Source organism: Roseiarcus sp. (assembly GCF_052145395.1).
Lineage (GTDB): Bacteria > Pseudomonadota > Alphaproteobacteria > Rhizobiales > Beijerinckiaceae > Roseiarcus.
In genome coordinates, this window is the sequence record NZ_JBKQOT010000745.1 from 1 (window position 1) to 4,332 (window position 4,332).

Annotated in this window: 4 protein-coding genes; 2 read left to right on the top strand and 2 right to left on the bottom strand. The window is 66.4% G+C overall.

From position 1 onward, the window contains the following. Together ACLP25_RS25595 and ACLP25_RS25600 are read right to left on the bottom strand one after the other, a co-directional pair. The coding region (locus ACLP25_RS25595; RefSeq protein WP_442471929.1) for a transglutaminase family protein at positions 1 to 1,139 on the bottom strand (1,139 nt) is incomplete at its 3' end. Positions 1,140 to 1,300: 161 nt separating this feature from the next. Beyond that, positions 1,301 to 2,008, bottom strand: coding sequence for an RluA family pseudouridine synthase (locus ACLP25_RS25600; RefSeq protein WP_442471932.1), 708 nt, complete (start codon positions 2,006 to 2,008; stop codon positions 1,301 to 1,303). 239 nt (positions 2,009 to 2,247) lie between these two features. On the opposite strand from ACLP25_RS25600, the gene ftsY reads away from it, so the two are divergent. Both ftsY and ACLP25_RS25610 read left to right on the top strand, forming a co-directional pair. Then, on the top strand, positions 2,248 to 3,357 hold the full coding sequence (gene ftsY / locus ACLP25_RS25605) for a signal recognition particle-docking protein FtsY (protein WP_442471930.1): 1,110 nt from the start codon (positions 2,248 to 2,250) through the stop codon (positions 3,355 to 3,357). Beyond that, a complete protein-coding gene (locus ACLP25_RS25610) occupies positions 3,354 to 4,016 on the top strand; it encodes a septation protein A (RefSeq protein WP_442471931.1) in 663 nt (220 codons plus the stop codon). The genes ftsY and ACLP25_RS25610 overlap by 4 nt, the downstream gene beginning before the upstream one ends. Positions 4,017 to 4,332: the final 316 nt, after the last annotated feature.

The window sequence follows — 4,332 nt, forward strand, 5'->3', positions numbered from 1 at the left end:
TGCCCGTAATGCAGGAATCCGCCCGGCGCGAAACGATCTCGCAGGCGCCGGATCAGCCGGTCCGCCAGCGCGCGCTTGGTCGGGCCGACGGCGTCCGTGTTCCATTCCGCCGATTCGTAGTCGTCGATCGAGACGAAGGTCGGCTCGCCGCCCATGGTCAGGCGTACGTCGTCGGCCTGGATGATCCGGTCGACCTCGTCGCCGAGGCGGTCGAGCGCGTTCCACGCCTCCTCGGAGAAGGGTTTTGTGATGCGCGGGTGCTCCGAGACGCGCTCGACCCGCATGTCGAAGGCGAAATCGACATTGGCGAAGCTCGCGAGTCCGCTGATCGGGGCGGCGTTGCGGTAGTGCGGGGTCGCCGCGAGCGGAATATGGCTCTCGCCCGCCAGCAGACCCGAGGTCGGATCGAGGCCAATCCACCCGGCGCCCGGAAGATAGACTTCCGCCCAGGCGTGCAGGTCGGTGAAGTCGTGGTCGGTTCCCGGCGGACCGTCGAGCGCAATGAGATCGGGCTTGAGCTGGATGAGATAGCCGGACACGAAACGGGCCGCAAAGCCCAGGTTGCGGAGGATCTGAACCAGCAACCAGCTCGAATCGCGGCATGAGCCCGAGGCGAGGGCGAATGTCTCCTCCGGGGTCTGGACGCCCGGCTCCATGCGGATCAGGTACTTGATCTGATGCGACAAGTGGCGGTTGAGGTCGACGACGAAATCGACAGTGCGCGTTTGCGAGCGGTCGAGGCCGTCGAGAAAGCTCTGGAGGCGCGGGCCTGCCGGCTCGGGCGTGCGGTAGATGACAAGGTCGGGCTTGAGGTCCTCGCCGTAGTCGAACGGCCAGTGCTCGGCGGCCTCTTCGACGAAAAAATCGAACGGATTGTAGACCGTCATGTCGGCGACGACGTCGACCTCGATCTTGAACTCGGTGACGAGCTCTGGAAATACGTAGCGGGCCAGCCAGTTGCCATAAGGATCCTGCTGGTGATTCACGAAATGCCCGGCCGGCGACACCTTCAGCGAATGCGAAATGACTCGGGTGCGGCTGTGGGGCGCCGGGCGGAGGCGGATGATCTGCGGACTGAGCGAGACCGGCCGGTCGTATCTGTAGTGCGTCAGGTGATGAATGGCGGCTCGAATCGACATGGGCGCAGCCTTGCTCCTCGCGGATTTCTGCAACTTTTCACATTCCGCTGCGCTGCACAATCGCCGCAGCGCCCTGTAAGGCCGGGTCGCCGACCTCGTCGAGGCGCGCCCATAGGGCGTCCGTCAGGACGCCCGTCTCGCGACGGGCTCTGGAGCGCGCGCTACAACGCCGGCTTGCGCATCGTCTCCTCCGCGAACCCGCAGGCCGCGAGCGTCTCGCGCATGTGCGGCGGGACGGGCGCTTCAACTTCGATCGCCGGCGCGCTCTTGGCGAGCGGCACGACGACCTTGCGCGCGAGCAGTTGCAGGGGAACGTCGGCCCGCGCGCCGTAAATCGGATCGCCGAGGATCGGCCAGCCCTGCGCCGCGCAATGGACGCGCAACTGATGGGTGCGTCCCGTTCTCGGCTCGAGCTCGAGCCAGGCGACCGGCGCCTCGCGCCAGACCCCGCGCCCCCTCACTCGCCAGATTGTGAGCGCAGGCTGGCCCTTGGGATCGACCTTCATCCACCAGCCGCGCTTCTCGTCGAGACGCCCGAGCGGCAGGTCGATCGAGCCCTCGTCGGCGTCGGGCGCGCCGGCGACGACCGCCCAGTAGGTCTTGGCGATCTTGCCCTGCTTGAACAAAAGGCCGAGCTTCTCCAGCGCCTTGTGGTGCCGCCCGAGCACGAGGCAGCCGGCCGTCTCGCGGTCGAGCCGGTGAGCGAGGGCGGGATTGCGCGGCAGCCCGAAGCGCAGGGCCTCGAAATCGTCTTCGAGGCTCGCACCGCCCTTCGGGCCGCGATGGACCGCGACGCCCGCAGGCTTGTCGATGACGAGCATCAATCCGTCGCGATAGAGCAGCCGCGCTCTTGTTTCTTCGGGCGTCATGAGGACATAGGTACGCAAGTGGGCGCCGGCCGCCTAGGGGGCAGGGTGAAGGACGAATGTGATCGGCCCGGGAGGAGAGGGCCGCTCCCGCCGCTGGCCTCGGCCGGTCCCCCTCCCCCAGTATCGGGGGTGAAATTTGGCGCCGGCGCAATCCTCCGCTACGCGAAGCGCGGGGGATCGGGACCACTGGTCAGCGTGGTCGAGGGGCGTGCGTCGCCTCGGCAAAAGGAAAAGATGGGTTGAGCGTAGACGGCGACAAGACAGCAAAATCCGGCGTTATCCGCCGCTGGTTCGGCGGCGCGCATGCCCCGGCGTCCGCGTCCGAGGCTGAGCCCGCGACCGAAGCGCCGCCGCCGGTCGAAGCGGCGGTCGTCGCGGAGGCCCCGCCTGCCGCCGAACCGCCGCCGGAGACGAAAAAGAGCTGGTTCCAGCGGCTCAGGGTGGGGCTTGAGCGCTCCTCGACCAACATCGGCCGCGGCATCACCGATATCTTCACCAAGCGCAAGCTCGACTCGGAATCGCTCGACGACCTCGAGGACGTTCTGATCCAGGCCGACCTTGGCCTCGCCGCGGCCGCCCGCATCCGCGATGCGATCGGGCGCGGGCGCTACGAGAAGGGCATCGATCCCGATGCTGTCAAGGCGGTGCTCGCGGACGAGGTCGAGCGCGCGCTGATCCCGGTCGCCCGCCCGCTGGTCCTCGATCTGGCGAAACGGCCGTTCGTCGTTCTGGTGGTCGGCGTCAACGGTTCCGGCAAGACAACGACCATCGGCAAACTCGCGGCCCAGTTTCGCGGCGAAGGCAAAACGATCGTGATCGCTGCTGGCGACACGTTCCGCGCCGCGGCGATCGAGCAGGCCCGCGTCTGGGCGCGGCGCACCGGCTCTGACCTTGTCGAGCGCGATCAGGGCGCCGACGCCGCCGGCCTCGCCTTCGACGCGCTGACCCGCGCCCGCGAACTCAACGCCGACGTCGTGCTGATGGACACGGCCGGCCGCCTGCAGAACCGGGCCGAGCTGATGGGCGAGCTGGAGAAGATCGTCCGGGTGATGAAAAAGGTCGACCCCGAGGCGCCGCATGCGGTCCTCCTCGTGCTCGACGCCACCGTCGGCCAGAACGCGCTGAACCAGGTCGAGATTTTTGGGCGCACCGCGGGCGTGACCGGCCTCGTGATGACCAAGCTCGACGGCACGGCGCGCGGCGGCATTCTGGTCGCCATCGCCGACAAGTTCGCGCTGCCAGTGCATTTCATCGGCGTCGGCGAGGGACTCGATGACCTCAAGCCCTTCGCCGCGCGCGATTTCGCCGAAGCGATCGCCGGAATCGAGCGAACGGAGGCCATTCAATGACGGGGGCAAAAGCGACCGGCCCGACAGCGCGCGCCGCGCCGAACCCGATCGTCAAGCTGCTGCTCGAGCTCGGGCCTCTGGCGCTGTTCTTTCTTGCGAACTCGAGACCGTCGCTGTTCCGCTGGCTTGTGGGACCGATCCTGCCCGCGGGGCTTCCCGAGGACAAAGCGGGCATGCTGACTTCGACCGCAGTCCTGATGGTCGCCGTCCTGATCACGGTGATCGTCTCCTGGGCGCGGACGGGACGGATGCCTGTCGTGCCCATCGTGACGGCCATCATGGTCCTGGTGTTCGGGTCGCTGACACTTTGGCTTCAGGACAAGACGTTTATCGAGATCAAGCTCACCATCGTCTATTGTTTGCTCGGCGGTGCGCTGCTTGGGGCGATGGCGCTCGGGAAGCTCATCCTTCCGCTCGTCCTCGATATCGCGATTCATCTCGATAAGGCCGGGTGGCGAAAGCTCACCGTTCGATGGGGCGTTTTTTTCTTTGCCCTGGCGGGACTGAACGAGGTCCTTCGCCATTATCTGACCTGGGATCAGTGGGTGGCCTTCAAGAGTTTCGGCGTGCTCCCCCTGACCCTCCTGTTCGCCGTCGGACAAACACCCATGATCATGCGACACGAAACCAAGACCGACGCTTACGTTGACGAAATGTAAGGCCCCGCGGGATCGTCTGGCGCACCGAGACGACCGAACTGCGGGTTAAGTACAAGACCTTCGGCTTCATGCCGCTGACCATCCTCTTCGCGCCGGCCAGCGCCGCTGATCATCAAGCACGAGACGAAGGAAAGCGCACGGCACCGCCTCGCGCTGCGTCGTTGCGCGCGTCAAGCGATCCGGGACAGCGAAATGCGCCGGCGCTCTCACCGCGCGTGAACGGCGATGGCAGACTTTTTTATTGCCGAAAAGCAGCGCTCTTATGGCGTTAGCTATTGGTAGGCGCCTTGGCCAAGCGCTGCGAGCAGCCATGTCT

What these genes read in the sequence shown, in the direction of transcription:
- ACLP25_RS25600 (WP_442471932.1), bottom strand. Translation starts at nt 2,008, where the DNA reads ATGACGCCCGAAGAAACAAGAGCGCGGCTGCTCTATCGCGACGGATTG.
- ACLP25_RS25610 (WP_442471931.1), top strand. Translation starts at nt 3,354, where the DNA reads ATGACGGGGGCAAAAGCGACCGGCCCGACAGCGCGCGCCGCGCCGAAC.